The sequence below is a fragment of the Kosakonia oryzendophytica genome (assembly GCF_027886705.1).
Classification (GTDB): Bacteria; Pseudomonadota; Gammaproteobacteria; order Enterobacterales; family Enterobacteriaceae; genus Kosakonia; species Kosakonia oryzendophytica.
The window spans coordinates 3,918,616-3,938,911 of the sequence record NZ_CP115659.1; the positions used below are offsets into that span (position 1 = coordinate 3,918,616).

Consider the following 20,296-nt stretch of genomic DNA (forward strand, 5'->3'; position numbering starts at 1 on the left):
TTCGCATTTCAAGCGATCCGCGTTATGCGTTTTTTGCAAAAGCACATGATCCTGCCTGGTCATAAATTAGAAAAGAACGTTATTGGTTGAATACGTTGCCATCAGGCAAGCTGTGAACATTACCCACTGTGAGGAATGAAAAATGCGCTGTTGTTGTCCCCGAACCCTGAAATTGCACACAAAACCGTTATCTATTGCCTTCGGAGAACACAATGAACGCAACGACATTACCGATCCTCGATCTTGCCCGCTACCACGGCGCTGAACGCGACGCGTTTCTTACCGACCTGCGCCACGCCGCGCGCGATATTGGCTTCTTCTACCTGATTAATCACGGCGTCGACGACGCACTCCAGCACGCTGTCCAGCGTGAAGCTCAACGTTTTTTCGCCCTCCCTGATGAGCAAAAACAGCAGGTGGCGATGATCCACTCACCCCATTTTCGCGGCTACAACCGTGCCGCGTCTGAACTGACCCGTGGGCAACCTGACTGGCGCGAACAATTCGATATTGGCGCAGAACGCCCGGCATTATTGCTTAGCGATGATGATCCCGGCTGGCGACGCCTGCAAGGCCCCAACCTGTGGCCGCAAGCGCTGCCAACATTAAAACCAGCGCTGCTCAACTGGCAACGTGCCATGACCACGATGGCGATCCGTTTATTACGCGCTTTTGCCGAAGCCCTGCAACTGCCCGCGACAGCGTTTGACGCACTGTATGGCGACAAACCCAATGAGCATATCAAGCTGATTCGCTATCCCGGCCAGCAAGAGACGCAAAGCGCACAAGGTGTGGGCGCGCATAAAGACTCCGGTTTCCTGAGCTTTCTGTTGCAGGATCAACAGAAAGGGTTACAGGTCGAAGTAGCACCAGGTCGTTGGATCGATGCCGCGCCGCTGCCCGGCAGCTTTGTGGTGAATATTGGTGAGTTGCTGGAACTGGCGACCAACGGCTATTTGCGCGCCACGGTGCATCGGGTTGTTTCTCCTCCAGCCAATCAGCAGCGCCTCTCCATTGCGTTCTTCCTCGGCGCGCAACTGGATGCCGTCGTGCCGGTTTACACCCTGCCGCCCATCCTGGCACAGGAAGCCCACGGTCCGGAGAGCGATCCGCACAATCCACTGTTGCGCGATGTGGGATGGAATTACCTCAAGGGACGCCTGCGATCCCATCCGGATGTTGCAGAACGTTATTACCGCGATGTGCTGCGCGAACGCACAGAACAATTGATCGTCTGACCATAACAACACAGGAACACACATCATGAAACATGCCGCTTTTACTCTGGCAGGGGTAGCACTGTCTCTTTCACTGGTATGGACTTCCGCGCAGGCCGACGCGTTGCGTGTCGCTGCCGATCCGGTTCCGCATGCCGAAATTCTTAACTACATCAAAAAGATTGATCCGAAGCTGGATCTGAAAGTGGTGGAACTGACCAGCGGCGCCAACGCCAACGAGCTGCTGGCAAATGGTGATGTCGACGCCAACTATTTCCAGCATGTGCCCTATCTGAAAGATCAGGAAAAAGCACTGGGTAAAACCTTTGCCGTCGCTGCCACGGTGCATATTGAACCGCTCGGCATCTATTCGCATAAATACAAAGATTTTAAATCCGTGCCAAATAACGCCACTGTCGCCGTTCCCAACAACGCCACCAACTTAAGCCGTGCGCTGTTCCTGCTGCAAAGCCAGGGACTGATTAAACTGGCGGCGAAATTTACCGATCCGGCCACTACGCTGGCAACCCCGAAAGACATTGCCGAAAACCCGAAACACCTGAAGATCCTTGAGGTGGAATCACCGCAAATCCCGCGTTCGCTGGATGATGTGGACCTGGCAGTGATCAACGGCAACTATGCGCTGGAAGCAGGTTTAACGCCGTCGAAAGATGCGCTGGGACTGGAAAGCGCCAGCCACAACCCGTATGCCAATATTCTGGTCACCAACCCGCAACTGGCGAACGATCCACGCATCAAGGAGTTGGCGAAAGATCTGACCTCGCCGCAGGTGGCGGAGTTTATCCGTAAACAGTACAACGGCTCGGTCATCCCGGTCGCGCCGCAGTCATGATTGAGATTGAAGGGCTGAGTAAAATCTACGCCGGAGCTGGCCGACCGGCGTTAAAAGATGTGTCGTTAAGCGTGCCGAAAGGGGCGATTTACGGCATCCTCGGGCGCAGCGGCGCGGGTAAAAGCACGCTGATCCGCTGTCTGAATCTGCTGGAGCGGCCCACGACGGGCCGCATTATTGTCAATGGCAGCGACATTACGCAACTGGATAAAGCCGGGCTGCGAGAGCACCGTCTGCGTACCGGCATGATTTTCCAGCACTTCAATTTACTGCATTCACGCACGGTAGCCGATAACGTCGCCGTGCCGCTGGAAATCGCTGGCGTACCGAAGGTGTTGCGCCAGGCTCGCGTTGACGAGTTGCTTTATCTCGTCGGTCTGAGCGAAAAAGCACAGGCTTTTCCTTCTCAGCTCTCCGGGGGCCAGAAGCAGCGCGTTGGCATTGCCAGAGCGCTGGCCGCCAGACCGGATGTCCTGTTGTGCGACGAAGCCACCAGTGCGTTAGATCCGGAAACTACCGCCTCAGTGTTGCAACTGCTTGCCGATATCAACCAACAGTTAAAACTGACAATTGTGCTGATCACCCATGAGCTGGAGGTGGTGAAAACCCTTTGCGATCACGCCGCATTGCTGGAAAACGGCGAAGTGGTTGAAAGCGGGCGGATCGCCGATTTGCTGATCGCCCCCTGGTCGCGTCTGCGTCAGGCGTTATTGCATGATCCTCAGGCCGAGCGGGATTTCCTCGCCCGCCATGGTTTCGACGGGAGGCCATTATGCGTGGTCGCATGAACTGGGAAGATCTCTGGCCATTACTGGTCAACGGTACGCTGGAAACCCTCTATATGGTTGGTCTGGCGGCGTTTTTCACCATCCTGATCGGTCTGCCGGTCGGCGTTCTGTTGTTTATTTCCCGCAGTAATGGCCTGGCACCCATGCCAAAAGTGAACACCATCCTGGGTGCGCTGATCAATATTGGTCGTTCGTTGCCGTTTATCGTACTGCTGATTGCCTTGATCCCTTTCACTCGTTTGCTGATCGGCACCACGCTTGGCAGCACCGCGGCGGTGGTTCCAGTGACCATTGGCGCGTTTCCCTTTTTTGCCCGCCTGACAGAAAGCGCGCTGGATGAAGTCGATTATGGGCGGATAGAAGCCATTCTGTCGATGGGTGGCAATATCTGGCATGTGATCGGCAAAGCATTATTGCCAGAAGCCTTGCCGACATTGCTGGCGGCAATCACCTTAACCGTGGTGATGCTGATCGGTTTTACCTCGATGGCCGGGGTCATTGGCGGCGGCGGTCTGGGCGATCTGGCGATTCGCTATGGCTATCAGCGGTTTAACGATCAGGTGATGGCCGGAACGGTGATCATACTGGTTGCCATGGTGCAGGGGGTGCAAATGACCGGAGAGCGCCTGGTGCGCCGACTGGCGCACCGACGGTAACTTAGGCCTGCGTCTCTTTGCCCACCAGCAGGGTGGTAAGGATAAACGACAGCACCAGCGCTATCGCCACCCCGGAAACGGCAAAGATAAAATAGGGTCCAATGTAGGCGGGCAGGCTGAAAATGCTCGACAAAATATAGCCATACAACCGCACGCCAAAGAAAGCAATAAACGCAGAGGCGAGCGAGCTGGCGACAGTGGCGGCGATAAACGCTTTTTTGTAGCGCGTCAGTACGCCAAACAGCGCCGGCTCGGTGATCCCCAACAGAGCAGAGATGGCTGCTGATAGCGTAATTGTTTTATCCTGGCGGTTTTTGCTCAAGCGCCAGATAGCAAACGTTGCACCAGCAATCGCCATATTGGCCATAAACATCATCGGCATCAGCATGTCGTAGCCGCGTTCGCTAAAATTTTGCAGCGCAATCGGTGTCATTGCATGGTGCATGCCGGTGAGGATCGCCACCGGGCGGATCGCCCCAACAATTAACCCGGCAAAACTGGCGGAGACACCAAACAGCCCTTCGATAAACAGCGCCAGCCCTTTGCCCAGGTAAATGCCAATCGGACCAATCACCACCAGCGCAGCCAGCGCACCGAGAAACAGCGTTAGGGTGGGCGTAAAGACCGTTTTCAGCACATCCGGCATGATGCTATCGACCCAGCGATGAATATAACTGAGCGCCAGTATGGAAAAGATCACTGGGATCACGCTGGCCGAATAGTTAAACACCGACACCGGAACGGCGCTCAGCAACCAGAACGCGCTTATTGCGCCGTCCTGATGCGCCGCCAGCGCTTTCGCGGCATCAATCAACGACGGGTACATCAGGCAAGCGGCAATCGCCGCGGCCAGATACTCGTTGGTTTTGAAGATCTTCGCTGCCGATACGGCCAGGAAAAAGGGCAGAAAATAGAAAACGCCGCTGGCGATCAAATCGATGATCACCACCGTATCGCTCTTCGCCGAAACCACTTTCAGCGCAATCAATCCGGCAAGCAGGCCTTTGATCATCCCGGCACCGGCAATCGCGGGCACAATCGGCCCGAACACGCCGGAAACAGTATCCATGAACATCGACACCAGGCTTTTACGGGCTTTCCCCTGCCCTGCCGCATGCTCCGGCGCTTTCCCCAGCATGGCGAGCAGTTGTTCGTACCAACTGTTCACTTTGGGGCCAATCACTATCTGGAACTGGTCGCTTTGCAACTGCGCACCCAGCACGCCTGGCAGTTTTTTGATTTCGCCCTGGTCCACTTTGTCATCGTCAATCAAGTCAAAGCGTAACCGCGTCATGCAGTGCCAGACGTTGTTGATATTATCTCGACCGCCAACCAGGCGAATAATATTGCTGATGGCTTCTTGCGTCCCCATAAAAACCCCTGCCGGAATGTTGTCGTTTTAGTCATTGCTCTAAAGGGTAGAGAAAGCCACATCGTAAAACAAACCAATAAAATATGAACCCCATCACAATTAACCATACATAAGGCAATAAAAACGTTCAATAACCATAATTGGTACGGTTTTTAATTAATAAAAGAATAAATAACAGACCAAAAAATTTATTCCACAAAGTGGTTTACCTTTCCGCAAAATTAGGGCGAAGATAATAGTGTTCAGTCGCTTATTTCACGCAATAAAGGAGATCCCGTGACGCCAACGCTTATTGAAAATATCGAATGTTTTATTACGCGTCCCGACCGCCATAATCTGGTAACGGTACGGGTCACAACCGATAAAGGCGTGACGGGGCACGGCTGTGCAACCTTCCAGCAGCGCCCGCTGGCGGTCAAAACGTTGGTTGATGAGTACCTGAAACCGTTGCTTATCGGACGTGACGCCAACCACATTGAAGACCTGTGGCAAATGATGAACGTCAACGCTTACTGGCGTAATGGCCCCATCATGAATAACGCCATCTCCGGCGTGGATATGGCGTTATGGGATATCAAAGGCCAACTGGCGGGTATGCCGCTCTATCAATTGCTGGGGGGAAAATCCCGCGATGCCATCGCTGCTTATAGTCATGCCAGCGGCGAAACGCTGGAGGCATTGTTCGCTTCGGTGGATACGCTGATCTCACAAGGTTATCGCCATATCCGCTGTCAGCTCGGTTTTTACGGCGGTACGCCTGCGAAAATGCATACACCGGAAAACCCGGCCTCCGGCGCGTATTACGATCAGCAGGAATATATGACCAACACCGTCGCCATGTTTAAAGCGCTGCGCGAAAAATATGGCTATCACCTGCACATTCTGCACGATGTTCATGAACGGCTGTTCCCACAGCAAGCGGTGCAACTGGCGAAGCAACTGGAGCCCTGGCAACCCTATTTTATTGAAGATATTTTGCCCCCCGCGCAAAGCGCATGGCTGGATCAGGTGCGCCAGCACAGCACTGTACCGCTGGCGATGGGGGAGCTCTTTAATAACCCGGCTGAGTGGCACGATCTGATTGTGAATCGCCGCATCGATTTTATCCGCTGCCATATTTCACAGATTGGCGGCATCACCCCAGCCGTTAAACTGGCCATCCTTTGCCAGGCCTTCGGCGTACGCCTGGCGTGGCATGGTCCGGGCGATATGACACCCATTGGCGTGGCGGTGAATACACATCTCAATATTCATCTGCATAATGCGGCAATTCAGGAGTTTATCCCCCGCTCTGCCAGCACCGACGACGTTTTCCCCGGCGCGCCAGTGGTAAAAGATGGCTTTGTTTACGCCACGGAAACAGCGGGTATCGGCGTGGGCTTTAATGAAGAACGCGCACGCGCATTTCCGGGCTGTTATCGTCCGCATGAGTGGACGCAAAGCCGGATCGCCGATGGCGCGATCCACACGCCCTAGCGTTCCCCACCGCCCTGGCGGAAGGTCAGATTTTCACGGTTGTGAGGAATAACGTACGTGCAGGTGTAGTTGATATCGATAATGTCGCTGATTTCGTACACCTGCCCGCCTTCAAGAATACCGCGATTATTGATGTGCATCGCCGGGCTGCCTTTCTTACACCCTAATAGCGCCGCCTGTTCACGGCTCACGCTTACCGCGCGGTACGTGGTCAGCAGGTGAGAAATGCGATAGCCCTTACTGAGCACATACTGCTGTAGCGAGCGCTCAATCACTTGCTGATTCAGATCGGTGAAATCCCGTACCGGCATGCTGGATATTTCAATTTGCACCGCCACGTCATCCACAAAACGCAGGCGGCAAAACTGCCAGATAAAGCTCTCTTCAGTCAGACCAAAGATTTGTTGTTCATCGCGGCTCGGACGTTTTTTATGCAGGCTAATCATGCGGAATCGGATTTGATCAAAACGCTTTTCGGTGATCGAGTTGTACACCATCGGGTTATTGCGCGCCTTCTCGTTTATCCAGATACCGGACCCCTGCACGATGCGGACAACACCGATACTGGCCAGTTTTTCCATCGCCTGACGGATGGTAAAACGCGATACGCCATACTCCTGCGCCAGTTGTCTTTCCGGAGGCAATTTGCGCGGTCCTGGTTCGCTGATTTGATAAATTTTGCTTAGCAAATCCTGCGTCACGAAATCTTTTTTCTTCATCCATCCGATCCTGAAAGAAAACAATCACTGCGGCGTGTTATAACATCAGCAAGTTAAAGATACTCTACGTTTATCAGTATCAAAGAGGGATTTTTGGTGATGACGAACCGACGATTGGTGAGTCTTATTACAGGCGTGCTGGTGCTCGCCTTTTTTCTGCCTGTGGCGCTGAGCATCTGGTTCACGCACCGTCAGGCTGAAGAAACGTTTATGAATGAGCTGGACACTTACTCAGAACTGGCAGATATGCGCACCCAGCGCGTCGTCAATCAGAGTAAGGACGCGCTCCGGCAGCTGGAAAGCTACAAGGGCGAGCGCTGCACCCCAGCGCATCTGCTGGCGATGCGTCGCATCTCCTGGTCCTGGCGCTATGTACGGGAAGTCATCTTCATGAACGGGCTGCAACCCGAGTGCTCATCGATGGAGATAGACAGCCACGTTCCGCCGTTTCCGCAGCCAGAAAAAATCACCGACGACGGCTTTCGCGCCTGGCTTACGCGTCATAACGATTTGGGTTTGTCGCAATATATGATTGCCATTGGCACCGACCATTATGTAGTGATGACCGACCCGCTGTCGTTTATTGACGTGCTCTCTTTTGGCTCCTGGCCGGTGAATGTGGCGTTGATCAGCACGAAAACGCACCAGATCATCGCAGGCAGTTCAACGCTGGATCCGCAAGTACTGACGCAAATCACCCCGGATGGACCAAAGAAAATGCAAGTCGATGGATCGGCTTACGCCATACTGCGAGATGCGGATATGGGACTGGCGATTGTCACCTGGGCATCGCTTGCTCCGCTGGCGCAAAACTGGCATCGGTTGCTGGTGATCTGGCTGCCCTTTGGTTTACTGATGAGCATGCTGATTGCGCTGCTATTGCTGCGGATACTGCGCCGGTTGCAATCGCCAAAATATCAGTTGCAGGATGCCATCCGCAGCCGTGAAATCAGCATGGTTTATCAACCGATTGTCGCGCTGAACAGCGGGCGAATCGTTGGCGCAGAAGCCCTGGCGCGCTGGCGACAACAGGACGGAAATCTGCTCGCGCCGGATATCTTCATCCCGCTGGCAGTCAGCAGCGGTTTGATGCCGCAACTCACACAACTGATTATCGAAACGGTGTTTAACAATCTGGGGCGCTGGTTGCAGCAACACCCCCAACAGCATGTCTCGATAAACCTCGAACCCTCCGATTTGCTGGATCCTGCCCTTCCGGCACTGCTGGCGCACCAGCTCGAACGGTGGCAACTTTCCCCGGCCCAGGTGGCGTTTGAACTGACCGAACGCGGCTTTGCTGACCCGGCCGTGAGCAACCCGGCGATACAGCGATTACGCCAGGCGGGACACGCCATTTACATTGATGATTTTGGCACCGGCTACTCGAGCCTCAGCTATCTGCAAAACCTGGATGTCGATATCATCAAAATCGACAAGTCCTTTGTGGATGCGCTGGAGTACAAAACCGTGGCACCGCATATCATCGAGATGGCAAAAGCGTTGAGGCTGGCGATGGTCGCCGAAGGGATTGAAACCGAAGGCCAGTTGCAGTGGCTCACGGAGTATGGCGTGGAATATGGTCAGGGATGGTTGTACAGCAAAGCGCTACCGACCGAAGAATTTATCCACTGGGCGGAAAATAATCTGCTGTCCTGCTGAGTTTGCTACTGTTAACAGTGGTTAAACACGCGGAGGAAGCATGATGAAAAAGCAATCCTGGCCGCTGCATGATGTCCGGCACTGGCTGGAACCCGGCCCGGTGGTGCTCTTAAGCAGCCACTGGCAAGGGCGAAACAATATAATGACTTTAGGTTGGCACACGATTCTGGAGTTCTCACCGTCGTTAGTCGGCTGCATGATTTCGGCGGGCAACGCCAGCTTTGAGCGCATCCGACAGAGCGGCGAATGTGTGATAAACCTTCCGGATGCGCAGATGATCGACACCGTAGCCCGTATCGGTAATTGCACCGGCGATGAAGTCGATAAGTTTGCCGAATTTGGCCTGACGGCAGAACAGAGCGAAAAGGTCAGCGCGCCGTCCATTGGCGAGTGTTACGGCCAGTTTGAATGCCGCCTCTACGATGACGCCATGGTGGATAACTATAATTTTTTCATTTTTGAAGTGGTCGCCGCACGGGTTAACCCCCAGCCCCAATGGCCACAAACGCTGCATTATGTGGGCGGGGGCGTATTCCGTACCGATGGTGAGGTGATGGAACGCAAAGCGCTGTTCACCAAAGTGTCCTGAGGGCCAGCTCACTCATCAAGAATGGGGACAAAGCCGCCGTAGATCATACGCTTACCATCAAATGGCATCTCCTCACCCAGTTCACGCATTCTGGGATCGGTCATGATTTTCTGGTTTGCCGCATCGCGCACGGCTTTTGACGGGTATTCGATCCAACTGAAGACCACCTCTTCGTGGTCTTCCGCTTTTACCGCCATGCGAAAATCAGTGATATTCCCGGCAGGCACATCTTCCGCCCAACACTCCACAATACGCGTGGCACCAAACTCCTTAAATAACGGTGCCGCCTTCGCTGCCAGTTGGCGGTACGCGTCTTTTCTGTCCGCCGGAACCGCAACCACAAAACCATCGACATACTTCATGCGTCAGCCCCCGAAGTGACTGCACGGCAGGAGGGTCCTGCCGCATCAGGCCCGATAAGTTTAGTCCTGCCGCCAGCAAAAGGCGTAACGCACTCTCTCACTACGTAGAATAAACTCCGGCGACACGCTCGGGCTCCATGAATCATCACCGCCAACACCCATGTGGAACGCATCCAGATGCAGCCAACAGCCCGCTTCTTCGCGCAACAAATGGTGATGTGTCGTTTCACGCAACTGTTTGTCGCTGTAGCGGCCAAGGGAGAAATGGAAATCCCCGTTCAGATGATGCGCACCGTAATGCAGCTCGCGGGTTTCGCAACGCAGACCATTTTCGCCCGGGAAAATATACGGCGTGTGCAACGCGGCAAGCGGCAGCGTCCATCGCCCCTGGCGCGCCGCCAGTTTACGGTCAGGGTAATTTTCGTGAGGTCCCAGTCCCAACCAGCTAACCGACGCCTGCACCTCGGATAACTGACAGACCAGCCCGATACGCGCTGGCGGCGGGATATCGGTCGCCACCTGTACGTCTACCTCACCGTGTAAAACCCCTTCGCCATCAATACGCCAGCGCTTATGGCTGACAAACCCGGTTTTACCGGCTCCTGACCAACAGTGCGTGGTCGTGACGACGATATCAGCAGCGTGCTCTTCAACCTCGCAAGCCAGCAATTCAGCGCGCAAATCATACATACCCGCCGCTTTCCAGCGTTCAACCCAGGCGTTGGGATCGATACGCGTCACCTCGCTGATGCCGATGTCATTATCCAGCGGCGCGCGGGCAAAACTATCCCTCAGCGGTGTAAGCAGTGTGGGTTGCTCATCTCGCCACCACTGGATCAGGTCGCCACTACGGCGGCAAAACTGCCAGCGCTGGTTACGATGATGAATCACATACTCATCTTCACTCACAACAAGCATTGGGCGGGAAGAAACCGTCTTACGCGGCGCAATAAAGAGCGGCGACGGCAAACGCCACTGATCCCAGGCACAGTGATGATCGGCGTCCGACCAGAGCGTTGCCGCTTTCTGGTACACGTCAACATTCAGCCATACTTCGCCCGGCGCACTCTCCAGCTCGGGAATGGTCAGCGCGATCTGCTGTTTGCCCTGTGGGGCGATCGCCAGCGTGATCTCACCCTGAGCCAGTACCAGACCATCACGGACAACAGCCCAGCGGAGATACTCGTTATCGGTCGTGCGGAACAGGTATTCACTTTCCACTTCAATGACTAACGGCGTGGTGTTGAGCAGTCGGAACTGGAAAAATTGTTGCGCGCGCTGCGCCTCGTATAGCGCCGGGTGCGGCGTCCGATCGGGAAAGACCAATCCGTTCATACAGAACTGGCGGTCGTTCGGCGTATCGCCAAAATCGCCGCCGTAGGCCCAGAATGATTGCCCGTTGGTATCGGTTTTTGTCAGAGCCTGATCAACCCAGTCCCAGACGAAGCCGCCCTGCAAACGCGGGGTTTCACGAAATGCCTGCCAGTATTTGGCGAAGCCGCCGAAGCTGTTGCCCATGGCATGGGCGTATTCGCATAAAATCAGTGGCCGCGTTTCATCCGGCAGGCCGATCCATTTCTTAATTGACCATTTCGGCACCGCCGGGAACGGCTGATCTTCATCGACGCGAGCATACATAGGGCAAATGATATCGGTCGCGGCGGTATTCGCCCCGCCGCCTTCATACTGCACCGGGCGGGTGGGATCGGTGGTTTTCAGCCAGCGGTACAGCGCATCATGACTGGCACCGTGACCGGATTCATTACCCAGCGACCAGATAATGATCGACGGATGGTTGCGATCGCGCAGCACCATACGCGTAACGCGCTCGCTCATGGCCGGCAACCATTGCGGATCGTCCGACAAGCGACTCATTGGGGTCATACCGTGGGTTTCAATATTTGCTTCGTCCACCACATATAGACCGTACTCATCACACAAACTGTACCACAGAGGATGATTTGGATAGTGAGAGCAGCGCACCGCATTGAAGTTGTGCTGTTTCATCAGCTCAATATCGCGGCGCATCGTCGCTTCATCGATAGCCTGGCCGTTTTCCGGATGGTGCTCGTGGCGGTTAACCCCACGGATCAGCAGCGGTTTACCGTTAAGTTTCAGCAAACCGTTGCTGATTTCCACTTTGCGAAAGCCCACATTGCAGGCTTCAACTTCCAGTACATTCCCCAGTCCATCAAGCAGCGTTAGCGTCAGGCGGTAAAGGTGCGGCGTTTCCGCGCTCCACAGCAGTGGATCGGAGACGGGCAGCGACACGCTGAGGCGCTCTGCCCATGCACCGCGTTCATCGACAATGGCACTGCCGGGTGCCTGCTGCGCCTGGGCGATTTTCTCTTCACCATGCCACAGCGCAACGTCAACCTGACACGCGCTATATTCTCCTGCGAGCCGGAGATCCACCTTTACCTGCCCGTGCGTAAACTCTGCATTCAGCTCGGTGGTGTGGTGGAAATCCGCAATGTGCGTCGCCGGTTTATGCTGGAGCGAAACATCACGGAAGATACCGCTCATACGCCACATATCCTGGTCTTCCAGGTAACTGCCGTCACACCAGCGCAGCACCATTACCGCCAGCCGGTTCTGCCCGACATGCAGAACATCGCTGAGATCGAACTCCGCTGGTAAGCGGCTATCCTGGGAGTAACCGATCCACTGACCATTGCACCAGAGATAAAAAGCCGAGTTAACACCGTCAAACACAATACGCGTTTGTCCCTGCGCCAACGCCTGCGCTGTCATCTCAAATGTGAGCGAGTAACAACCCGTCGGGTTTTGCTGCGGCACAAAGGGCGGGTTAACCGGAATCGGGTAGGTCACGTTGGTATAGATCGGCGTGTCAAATCCCTGCATCTGCCAGTTAGACGGAACCGGCATGGCCACCGCATCGTCGTACTCTTCCGTTATCCAGCGCTCCGGCACCGCCTCCGGCGCGGGGAAAAAGCGGAAGTACCATTCACCATTAAGCAAACGGTGCGCAGACGATGGCGCATTATCTCTCGCCGCCTGCTCATCGCGCCAGCTACGCATTGGGGCATGGGCCGGTAAACGATGCCAGTGGGTGATGACCGGGTTTTCCCAGTCACGGCGGGAAATCAACGTACGTAATGCGGAAGCAGACATAGAAACCTCATTTTGCGAAGCGCTCACAATCTAGATTACAATGACGCACTTTTCACCCCAGGTAAAGCCATGGATCCACCGAAAGCGAATGCGATCACATAAGCGTTAGCGACGATCCAAAAGTACCGCCAGTTGCGCCAGCTCATGTAAGCGCCGGGCCAGCGCTTCACCACTGACCTCCTGCGTTTGCGCCGGTGCGGTGGACAAACGTTCAATCAGCGTCACAGGCAAACAGATCTGGCTTACTGCGTCCTGCTCAGAAGCGTTAAGCAGCCAGTCAACGCTCCGCTCACCTGCCTCTTTAAACGCCTGCCGTACGGTGGTTAGCGGCGGAGAAAACCACGCGCTGTCGGCGGTGTCATCGTACCCCACCACCGAAATCTGCCCGGGTACAGCGATTCCTTTTTCTGCACAGGCGCGCATCACACCAAGGGCCATCTGATCGTTCGCGACCAGAATGGCCTGCGGGGGCTGCGCAGCGGCGCTGAGCAAACCATGCGCTTTTTCATAGCCGGACGCCGCGCTCCAGTCGCCACAAGCACTGGCGCACGGGGTCAGGTTCGCGTCTGCCAGCGCGTCTACCCAACCGGTAAAACGCGCCCGCGCGGAGACCGAGGTTTCCGGCCCACCCAACAGTGCAATGCGGCGATGCCCTAGCGCCAACAGATGCTCAACGCCAAGACGCGCACCCTGCCTGGCATCGAACACCAGACTATTAACCCCCGCCGTCTCACCCACATCGAGGAACAGCACGGGCGTGGGATGCACCTGTGCCGCCAGTTGTTGCGCCAATGCATCATCCAACGGCACATTGATCAGCACCCCTTCCACGCGCTGCGCCAGTAACTCTTGCAATGCTGCCACGCAACTGGCGGCGTCGTGCTGTTCAAGCATGGAGATAATCACGCTGGCGGAGGCCTGCCCGGCGCGGGATTTAACGGCAGACGCGATTTGCGAAGGAGCATGCAACGCCAAATCGGTCGTCAGCAATCCCAACGTTTTACTGCGTTTGCCAGCCAGTTGCTGTGCGCCACGATTAGGAACGTAATGCAGCTCCGCCATGGCCGCCAGCACCTTCTCACGGGTTCGCGCAGAGACATGCGCAGCATCGTTGATCACACGGGAAACGGTCTGATAAGAGACTCCCGCTAAACTCGCGACATCGTAAAGGGTGATAGTTTTCATGATGCTTCCTGGCTGCAAACAATTTGCGCCAGTATACCCGTTTTACCGGATAGCGCCTGTGAGAGCGGTCAGGGTGAATACATTACAGGAGGAAATAGTGGCGAAATCGACAAAAAGAAATAGCGACGAGCCATAATCGGCCCGCCGTAAACATCGTCCTTAATGTGTTTTGAGATGGTTATGTATTGTTATTGTCGGACCATGCTCACATTTTTGAATGCAAATTTAGTGACGATTTCATGACAAAAAGATTACTGCTGACGTGGAATAGGGAATCCCTTAATGGAAATAATAAAACTGTTTCCCTCTTTTTTTATTTTCGCGCCAGCGTCACACCAGTCAGATGCAATGCGAAAGAACTCATCGCTTCCGATATTCCAGTCCAGGCGAACTTGTTTTACAAAGCCGGAGCGCAACATCTCGCAGGCTTCACTATAGTTGCTGGCCGTTTCGAGCAGTTGTTGGGTCATTTTTTCTTCTTCAGAAGTTTGCGTAGTGCTTTGATTTCTTTGGGATTTAACGGAGCGGTATTTTCTTCTTCAGTATGCTGATTATCAACATCTTCTTCCGATACTCCCGCCTCTTCCACTGCCTGAAATGCCACCAGCAGCAGTTTCTCTGTCGCCGTGCTGAGATTTTCACTATTCACTTCCGCGTAATGGCGGAGTTTTTCTTTTAGCGCTTCATCAATTTTTACATTCAATACGGCACTGGTCATGATTATCCCTTCTGTGTGAATAAGCACGCTAATTAATACACGAACTTATGAAAGTGATCCAGAAATATATTTCAAATTTATAACAACTTAAAAAATTCCCACAACAATTCTGCCTTATTTTTATGACAATAAAATGAAGGTAATATTTCAATAAAATGACAGGCAAACGCAAAGCGAATAAATAAATCCCCGAAAAGCGGAAATAAACCCGCCAGCCATCACGGCTGACAAGTTTCAGCGATGCATATTACGCCATTCCTCACGGGTGATTTCCCACAACTCGGTCTCCAGTTCCCCCGCCACATAGTCGCCCTTTTGCAGACGGACCAGCCGCATACCACTACGCTCGGAGATGTGCCGTGAACGGGTATTGATTGCGGCTTTAGGCGCGCGCAGGACATCGCGATCCAGGACGTTGAACCAGAAATCAGTCACCGCCCGGCAGGCTTCCATCATATATCCTTGCCCCTGCCACTCCGGCGCCAGCCAGAAGCCGCGGTTGTTGTCCGGAATATCCATAAGACAGATAACCCCCATCAACGTCTGCGGTGAAGCTTTGCGCCGTAGCGTCCAGTACCAGCCTTTTCCCTCTCTGCTCGACGCCAGCGCCACATTATCAACATACTGTTGTGCGGCATCATCCGGATAGGGCCAGGGTACACTGGCAATCAGGTACCGGACGATTTCCCAACGGGGAAAAATGCGCTGGATTTGCGCGGCATCTTCCGATGCCAGGGGTTCAAGGATCAGTCGTGCTGTTTCAAGCCTGGGGGTTGCCATACACCATTGCTCCTTTATGAAAGGTACGCCGGCTTAATCGGTCTTACAAACGGTCTGCCAGCCAATGTTATTGCAGTATGTGGTTGTCGGCATCGTGCAATATAGCGTTTGCATGGACGGGTTAAGTTGTTGCTGCTGCTCGCGTTCCTTTTAATGGGGACTAAGAACATGCTTATCTCCCCCCAGAATCCTCCATCCCTTTTGTAAAGTAAACCCGTAGGCTGACTACAAAATTTAGGGTATGGACGGAGGATAACGCGACATGCCACTTCCTCCGTTAGCTCACAACTTCCGCTGGTGATGCAGGTTTTTGCTGGGGTTTGTGGCGAAACCACGGCAGACAAATCTGGATCAACGGGCCGATCGCCAGTGCGTACAGCACTGTGCCGACGCCAACCGTACCGCCCAGTAACCAGCCAATCAGTAACACCGACACTTCAATAGCTGTGCGTACGCTGCGTACCGACCAGCCCGTGCGGGCGTGGATCCCAGTCATCAATCCATCGCGCGGCCCTGCGCCAAATCCCGCCCCAATATACATCCCGGTGGCGAGGGCGTTTACGATCACCGCAAACACAAGCAGCACACCGCGAGCGGGTAATGTCTCCAGCGTAGGCATCAGCGATAGCGCGGCATCCGCCGCCAGACCAATCACAATTACGTTGCTGATGGTTCCGAGCCCAGGCCGCTGGCGAATCGGGATCCAGAAGAGCAGCACCAGCGCGCCGGTAACGATCATCACCGTGCCAATATCCATCGTGAGTAGCTTCGCTACCCCAAGGTGAAACACGTTCCACGGATCGGCGCCCAAATCTGCGCGCACGAACATGGCGGTGGAAAGACCGTATAAGCTTAAACCAATATAAAGTTGCAGTAATCGACGTAGCATCATTGTTCTCCGGCTGTTCTGGCTTTTATCTTTACCGGAAATGGCATTATGATTAATGTCCAGTTTTCAAATAGTGGACTGCATATGTCATCCCGCCGATTGGGTAGTCAATCGCTACAGCGCCTGTTGGGACGCTGGCAGCAAGCCCCCTCACGCACACCGCTCTGGCGTCAGCTTGCCGATGCCCTGCGCTTGCTGATCCTCGATGGCAGACTGGCGCTGGATACTCGCCTGCCGGGAGAGCGGGAGCTGGCATTAACCCTGGATGTTAGCCGCACCACCATTGCCAGTGCGCTGGCGCACCTGCGTGATGAAGGTTATCTGGAAAGCCGCCATGGCAGCGGTTCACGCGTGATCCTGCCGGACAATCGCAGCGTTCCGACACTCAGCACTGCGGGAATGGCGCTGGATCTCTCCACCGCCGCCCTCAGCGCTGGCCCGGAAATTCACCAAGCCTATACCCATGCGCTGACCGCTATGACGCCGTGGTTGTCACAAACGGGATACGGTCAGCTCGGCCTGCTGTCGCTGCGTGAAGCGATTGCCGCGCGCTATAGCGAACGCGGCTTACCCACACAGGCTGATGAAGTGATGATCGTTAATGGCGCACTCAGTGGGCTGGCGCTGGTGCTACGGATGCTCACCGGGCCTGGCGATCGCGTGGTGGTCGATCATCCCACCTACCCGTTGGCTATTGCCGCAATTCAGGGGGCATCCTGCAGGCCGGTTGGCGTATCGCTCCCGCAAATCGGCTGGGACACCGACGGCTTTGCCGCCACGCTGGCGCAGACCGCGCCGCGGTTGGCATACCTGATGCCTGATTTTCATAACCCTACCGGGCGTTGCATGGACAGCGCCACGCGCGCGGAGATCGCAGCCATTGCCGCACGTACCCGCACCACACTGGTGGTGGATGAAACGATGGTGGACCTCTGGTATAACGCGTCACCGCCACCACCGCTGGCGGCATTCGATCCGCAAGGAACGGTCATTACGCTTGGTTCAGCGGGTAAAAGTTTCTGGGGAGGACTGCGTTTGGGCTGGATCCGCGCCTCATCACGCACCATTGCGACCCTTGCCCAGACTCGCGATACCCTGGAACTGGGGTCACCGCTGCTGGAACAACTGGCGACGCAGTGGTTAATGGAGAACGCGCGTACCTTCTTACCGGCACGTCGGGAGATGCTCAAAACACGTCGCGATCGTTGCGCTGCATTGATGCAGACGCACTTTCCCGACTGGCATTTTCAGACGCCGGATGGCGGGCTCTCGTTCTGGGTAGAACTCCCTGACAGGCTGTCGACACTGTTTGCCGCCCGGGCAGAGGGTATTGGCATCCATCTCGGTCCAGGCACGCGCTTTGGCCTGCCCGGTGCGTTTGAGCGCTATTTGCGGATGCCCTTCTCGCTGGATTCGGCAGAGCTTGAGCACGCACTGCTGCGGCTCAAACCTCTGTGGAGAACACTGAATCAGCACCACACGCTGGTAAAAAGGAGTATGGTGTGAGAATCATGCTGCGGGCGGTGTTAAGGGTTTGATTTTGCTGCTTTCTACCCAGCCAGCGGTGGTTTTGCCGCTTTCGCTAACAAACTCGATCTGCGTCCAGCCAGACTGGTTTTTGACCACGCCGACCACGTCGCCTTTGACCAGCCACGCTTTGCGCCGCGTTGCAACATCCGGTGAGTTGCTTAAATAGACCCTCTCACCGCTGACTTCCGTCATCGACAACCAGCGGGTCTGGCGTGTGCGTTCCAATTCCAGCCCTTCATCAATCAGCGGCACCATCACATTGATGCAGCCGTCATGACTTTGCCCCTGCGGAATACGCAACACGACGCCGTTCTTCGTTGCCGCAATATGCCCCGGCAGTACGTCTGATGACCAGCTGCGGATATCCGCTTCCTGCACTGCGCTCACTTTTCCCGCCAGCGCAAAAGAGCAGTTACGGGTGACACCTTGCCCCAGGGTTTCAGAATAGTAACCCGTGACATCCCCTGTCGGGGAAACCGCAAGTAGCAGTCCTTCGTAAATCCCCGATTGCAGGCTGGCTGCATAAGATGCCGTAGAGATTGATAACGCTAATACCATTAAAAAGTTACGCATTTCCCTTCCTGTTTATCCTGTGCATTTTTGCGAAAATCGTCTGATATGCTCCAATAACCGAGCTGATTTGTCGACCTGGGCGGGAGGCCGTCGCCAGGTGGGCAGAGATATGAAGCTATGTTATGATTAAATCTTTCATGTATTAAGAAGGCGAAAGGTTGAAAACGGCAAATTTCTCCGAGTTGATAAAGATAGCCGCTCTGCAGCTCTTCAGAGAAAAAGGGGTCAGCAACGTCTCAACCCGTGATTTAACGCAAAAGCTTAATATTTCCAGAAGCCATATCTACCATTATTATCGGGACTGGGAAACGCTGAAAAAAGCGGCTATTCAATATATGTTGGATACCGATATACAGGAATGCCATGATTCTTTGAGCGCCCAGGAAAATATGACTGCGACCGACAAAGTCCATCATTATATCCAGAATCTGTTACCTGATGCGCCTTCAGCACACTGGTTGCTCTATCTTGAGCTCTGGCCAATGGCTGCACGTGATGCCGACTACGCTAATTTAGTGCATAATCAGTCTCTTCAGTGGATCACTATCCTTGAGGAAATCATCCGCTTTGGCGTGAATAATGGCGAATTTCTTACGAAAGATGTCGCTATAGCAGCCAGACAGATAAATGCGTTAATAGATGGCTATTCCAGCATGTTGATCCTCGATTACTCAGAAAAAAAACGCATATCTTTTCTTAGTGAAATATCTCATCTTTCTTTTAAGATACTTAAAAACAATCCCTGAGCGAGCTGTCACATATCGGTTTGAGCCTGACGCTTTTTTGCATCAAAATAACGCAATAGACGCTGCATTTTACTCTCCGCTGTTGTGTTGCCTGGCATTGTGGTATCAATCCATGTCTCATCGGCCTCAGGATGTGGCCCTGACAGGACAACAACACCTTTTCCATATTTATATTTAGCGATGGCTATATCACCATTCTCGTAATAAGCAACCGGCTGGAAACCAGTGCTTGCAGTACTGCTATTGAGATAGGGACCGTCCTGATAGTAAAACGGTTCGCGCTTATTATCCCATTTCAGTTGCAGCGTATAATCTCCCTGATCGTAGACGTGAGAACCCGGTCTACCCACCTCAGACTCCAGTGGCGCATCAATTAGTCCTATCCAGTCTTTATCAGCAAGATATGCCCCCATGCAAATACCCAGAAAACCGTTCCCGTTTTCTACGAACTGACGAATAGCCTCTGCTCCCTCATTGCCAAGAGCTTTATACGATCCCGGTATATCCTGACCACCACCAGGTTGAATATAGAGATCAAAATCCTTCAGCGTTTGACTGCTGAGCTTGAGCTTTTCTTTTTCGCCAATATAAGAAATATGCAATCGTAGCCCGGTATTGACCAGAGATTTGACGACCATTTCAGAGCAACCCGGGCATCCTGCCGCTCCTCTGTAAACAGCGATATTGTAAGTTTCTGCCGCGTCATCTTTAGCCATAGTCGGAGTGGAGAAAATGGCAAAAACAGAAGCCAATACCATTGTTATTGCCTTTGTTTTCATATGGTTTTCTGCTTGCTTAAAGTAGGACATATGAGTAAATCCCTGGTCATGTATTGTTTATAAAAAACGTCACAAATCCGCTCTTCTCATGACATCTCTGGAATTAGAGCAGTCGCTCAAATTTAGCCATGGGATTAAATTTGTCAAGACTTTTAAACACTGCCAGTCATTTTTTGTCGCTATAAATGTAACAAAATGAAGTTTTCTCATTATAATTTAAATGGATAACAACACGACCTAAGCAAACGGAACTGTTCGTTTTACACAAGG

General features: G+C 53.8%; 20 protein-coding genes. 9 read left to right on the forward strand and 11 right to left on the reverse strand.

The window, feature by feature from the left end:
- The first annotated feature begins 212 nt into the window (after positions 1-212).
- Genes O9K67_RS18995 through O9K67_RS19010 form a run of 4 tightly spaced genes read left to right on the forward strand, consistent with a single transcriptional unit; the run spans position 213 to position 3,514 of the window.
- On the forward strand, positions 213-1,238 hold the full coding sequence (locus O9K67_RS18995) for an isopenicillin N synthase family dioxygenase (RefSeq protein WP_061497111.1): 1,026 nt from the start codon (positions 213-215) through the stop codon (positions 1,236-1,238).
- Positions 1,239-1,263: 25 nt separating this feature from the next.
- Complete coding sequence (locus O9K67_RS19000) at positions 1,264-2,070, forward strand: MetQ/NlpA family ABC transporter substrate-binding protein (RefSeq protein WP_061497113.1); 807 nt, start codon at positions 1,264-1,266, stop codon at positions 2,068-2,070.
- Positions 2,067-2,858 (forward strand): methionine ABC transporter ATP-binding protein, encoded by a 792-nt coding sequence (locus O9K67_RS19005; RefSeq protein WP_082794181.1) that lies wholly within the window; start codon positions 2,067-2,069, stop codon positions 2,856-2,858. Before O9K67_RS19000 ends, O9K67_RS19005 begins: the two co-directional genes overlap by 4 nt.
- The gene (locus O9K67_RS19010) at positions 2,855-3,514 is read left to right on the forward strand and encodes a methionine ABC transporter permease (protein WP_271044683.1); all 660 of its coding nucleotides are present in this window, start codon (positions 2,855-2,857) and stop codon (positions 3,512-3,514) included. Before O9K67_RS19005 ends, O9K67_RS19010 begins: the two co-directional genes overlap by 4 nt.
- Before the next feature lies 1 nt (position 3,515).
- Here the strand turns inward: O9K67_RS19010 and O9K67_RS19015 are convergent, their stop codons facing one another.
- Positions 3,516-4,886 carry a PTS transporter subunit EIIC gene (locus O9K67_RS19015; protein ID WP_061497117.1) on the reverse strand — a complete coding sequence of 457 codons (1,371 nt, stop codon included), beginning with the start codon at positions 4,884-4,886 and terminating at the stop codon, positions 3,516-3,518.
- A 276-nt stretch (positions 4,887-5,162) separates the two neighbouring features.
- Here O9K67_RS19015 and O9K67_RS19020 point away from each other — a divergent pair, with 276 nt between their 5' ends.
- The gene (locus tag O9K67_RS19020) at positions 5,163-6,362 is read left to right on the forward strand and encodes an enolase C-terminal domain-like protein (RefSeq protein ID WP_061497119.1); all 1,200 of its coding nucleotides are present in this window, start codon (positions 5,163-5,165) and stop codon (positions 6,360-6,362) included.
- On the opposite strand, the gene O9K67_RS19025 is transcribed toward O9K67_RS19020, so the two are convergent.
- Positions 6,359-7,081, reverse strand: a complete 723-nt coding sequence (locus tag O9K67_RS19025; protein ID WP_061497121.1) for a GntR family transcriptional regulator — start codon at positions 7,079-7,081, stop codon at positions 6,359-6,361. The two genes, O9K67_RS19020 and O9K67_RS19025, sit on opposite strands and share 4 nt — an antisense overlap.
- A gap of 99 nt (positions 7,082-7,180) precedes the next feature.
- On the opposite strand from O9K67_RS19025, the gene O9K67_RS19030 reads away from it, so the two are divergent.
- Both O9K67_RS19030 and O9K67_RS19035 read left to right on the forward strand, forming a co-directional pair.
- The gene (locus tag O9K67_RS19030; protein WP_061497123.1) at positions 7,181-8,740 is read left to right on the forward strand and encodes an EAL domain-containing protein; all 1,560 of its coding nucleotides are present in this window, start codon (positions 7,181-7,183) and stop codon (positions 8,738-8,740) included.
- Between the two features lie 43 nt (positions 8,741-8,783).
- A complete protein-coding gene (locus O9K67_RS19035; RefSeq protein WP_082794182.1) occupies positions 8,784-9,329 on the forward strand; it encodes a flavin reductase family protein in 546 nt (181 codons plus the stop codon).
- Positions 9,330-9,337: 8 nt separating this feature from the next.
- On the opposite strand, the gene O9K67_RS19040 is transcribed toward O9K67_RS19035, so the two are convergent.
- From O9K67_RS19040 to yczE, 7 genes are all read right to left on the reverse strand, one after another.
- Positions 9,338-9,691 (reverse strand): DUF1428 domain-containing protein, encoded by a 354-nt coding sequence (locus tag O9K67_RS19040; protein ID WP_061497127.1) that lies wholly within the window; start codon positions 9,689-9,691, stop codon positions 9,338-9,340.
- Positions 9,692-9,751: 60 nt separating this feature from the next.
- The gene (locus tag O9K67_RS19045) at positions 9,752-12,826 is read right to left on the reverse strand and encodes a beta-galactosidase (protein WP_061497129.1); all 3,075 of its coding nucleotides are present in this window, start codon (positions 12,824-12,826) and stop codon (positions 9,752-9,754) included.
- A gap of 105 nt (positions 12,827-12,931) precedes the next feature.
- The gene (locus O9K67_RS19050) at positions 12,932-14,011 is read right to left on the reverse strand and encodes a LacI family DNA-binding transcriptional regulator (RefSeq protein WP_061497131.1); all 1,080 of its coding nucleotides are present in this window, start codon (positions 14,009-14,011) and stop codon (positions 12,932-12,934) included.
- A gap of 251 nt (positions 14,012-14,262) precedes the next feature.
- A complete protein-coding gene (locus O9K67_RS19055; RefSeq protein ID WP_061497133.1) occupies positions 14,263-14,481 on the reverse strand; it encodes a hypothetical protein in 219 nt (72 codons plus the stop codon).
- On the reverse strand, positions 14,478-14,729 hold the full coding sequence (locus tag O9K67_RS19060; RefSeq protein WP_061497135.1) for a hypothetical protein: 252 nt from the start codon (positions 14,727-14,729) through the stop codon (positions 14,478-14,480). Before O9K67_RS19060 ends, O9K67_RS19055 begins: the two co-directional genes overlap by 4 nt.
- A gap of 234 nt (positions 14,730-14,963) precedes the next feature.
- Entirely contained in the window at positions 14,964-15,509 is a 546-nt protein-coding gene (locus O9K67_RS19065; protein ID WP_061497137.1) for a GNAT family N-acetyltransferase, read from the reverse strand.
- A 277-nt stretch (positions 15,510-15,786) separates the two neighbouring features.
- Positions 15,787-16,398 (reverse strand): membrane protein YczE, encoded by a 612-nt coding sequence (gene yczE / locus O9K67_RS19070; RefSeq protein ID WP_061497140.1) that lies wholly within the window; start codon positions 16,396-16,398, stop codon positions 15,787-15,789.
- 84 nt (positions 16,399-16,482) lie between these two features.
- On the opposite strand from yczE, the gene yczR reads away from it, so the two are divergent.
- On the forward strand, positions 16,483-17,904 hold the full coding sequence (gene yczR / locus O9K67_RS19075) for a MocR-like transcription factor YczR (protein ID WP_061500124.1): 1,422 nt from the start codon (positions 16,483-16,485) through the stop codon (positions 17,902-17,904).
- Positions 17,905-17,907: 3 nt separating this feature from the next.
- On the opposite strand, the gene O9K67_RS19080 is transcribed toward yczR, so the two are convergent.
- The gene (locus O9K67_RS19080; protein WP_061497142.1) at positions 17,908-18,501 is read right to left on the reverse strand and encodes a hypothetical protein; all 594 of its coding nucleotides are present in this window, start codon (positions 18,499-18,501) and stop codon (positions 17,908-17,910) included.
- Between the two features lie 158 nt (positions 18,502-18,659).
- Between O9K67_RS19080 and O9K67_RS19085 the strand changes: the two genes are divergently transcribed.
- Positions 18,660-19,247: a TetR/AcrR family transcriptional regulator gene (locus tag O9K67_RS19085; protein ID WP_061497144.1), complete on the forward strand. Its 588-nt coding sequence runs from the start codon at positions 18,660-18,662 to the stop codon at positions 19,245-19,247.
- A gap of 8 nt (positions 19,248-19,255) precedes the next feature.
- Here the strand turns inward: O9K67_RS19085 and O9K67_RS19090 are convergent, their stop codons facing one another.
- Positions 19,256-20,056 carry a BPL-N domain-containing protein gene (locus O9K67_RS19090; protein WP_061497146.1) on the reverse strand — a complete coding sequence of 267 codons (801 nt, stop codon included), beginning with the start codon at positions 20,054-20,056 and terminating at the stop codon, positions 19,256-19,258.
- Positions 20,057-20,296 lie beyond the last annotated feature (240 nt).